General features: G+C 67.9%; 1 protein-coding gene. It reads right to left on the reverse strand.

The genetic code is table 11. The features are described 5' to 3' along the window. A partial coding sequence (locus EN851_RS35035; RefSeq protein WP_135931099.1) for a LysR family transcriptional regulator occupies positions 1–321 on the reverse strand: 321 nt, incomplete at both ends.

A 321-nucleotide genomic window follows, 5' to 3' on the forward strand; every position in this document is an offset into this window, starting at 1 on the left:
GCGTATCTCGCGAATCGCCGGCACCGCGAGCTCGATTGCCGGCGCTGTCACCGCGCCAAGGAACACCGACCCGCCCTTGCCTGCCTTGAGCTCAGAAATCTCACGATCGGCCTCCCGCATCTCGAGCAGGATCGAGCGGGCGCGGCGGGCGAGCGCCTGGCCGTAAGGAGTCAGCGTCACGCCACGCGGCAGCCGCTCGCACAACCTAACGTCGAGCACCGCCTCCATCTCGGCGATCATGCGCGATGCGGCCGGCTGCGAGATGTTCATGACCTGGGCGGCGGCGCTCACCCGTCCGTGATCGTCTAGAGCGGCGATCAT

Origin of the sequence: Mesorhizobium sp. M8A.F.Ca.ET.208.01.1.1, from assembly GCF_004791315.1 — a bacterium.
Classification (GTDB): domain Bacteria; phylum Pseudomonadota; class Alphaproteobacteria; order Rhizobiales; family Rhizobiaceae; genus Mesorhizobium.